Annotated in this window: 1 protein-coding gene; it reads right to left on the reverse strand. The window is 47.2% G+C overall.

All coding sequences use genetic code 11. The features are described 5' to 3' along the window. Positions 1-265: 265 nt before the first annotated feature. A partial coding sequence (locus D1Z90_RS21425) for a hypothetical protein (protein ID WP_158587210.1) occupies positions 266-765 on the reverse strand: 500 nt, incomplete at its 5' end.

A 765-nucleotide genomic window follows, 5' to 3' on the forward strand; every position in this document is an offset into this window, starting at 1 on the left:
ACCAAACAATATACCCAAGCGTTAGAAGAAACCCCGCTAGACCAGCCTAAAATCAACCGTTTAGTCATGCTGTTAAGAAATTTAACCGAGATTTTTTGTTTGTTAGAACAAGCAAAGAAGCAAAAAGCCAAGATTGAGCTGACTTTTTACGGAGATTAATGCGTAACAGCGATGAATAAGGCCAAAGGGCGCAAGGAATGGCCCTGACTCCAACTCTCACACCGCCCAGTTAGCATGAGAAAAAGCGCCAAAGCGGCGCTTTCCCTTAGGCTTGCCACTGATAAATATGCAAGCTATTGGCGCCATCAAACAAATAAAACTTATCCCCCTGAAGGCTGATTCCATTTAGCTTAAGCAAACCATTGCCGATCATCTCTGGCTTAAACCCATGTACCACCTGCCATTGCTGGCGGTCTATCATGGCCACGGCTCCCGTGGTTGGCTCGGCCACAAATAAGAATGCGTCGTTGAAGCAGAAATCATGCCGCGTAAATACAGAATCAATTCCCGCCTCGGCCAAACCGCGAATGTCCCCTTTTTGCACCTGCAACTCAGGTGCGGTTAAATCAACGTGAAAGTATTGTTGGTAAGACGTGCCAAACAAACAGCCTTGCTGCGCATCCAATTGCAGGAATTCTGTCACATCACGTTCAAATTGAAGTCGGGTCAGTTCTTCGCCCGTTGCTAAGTCTAGGGCCACAATGTCATTGGAGCTGAGCTTAAGCCATAGTTTACCGTCATAGATGCCCAGCACGGCATCTAGCC

Source organism: Motilimonas pumila (assembly GCF_003596335.1).
GTDB classification, from domain to species: domain Bacteria; phylum Pseudomonadota; class Gammaproteobacteria; order Enterobacterales; family CBDFNC01; genus Motilimonas; species Motilimonas pumila.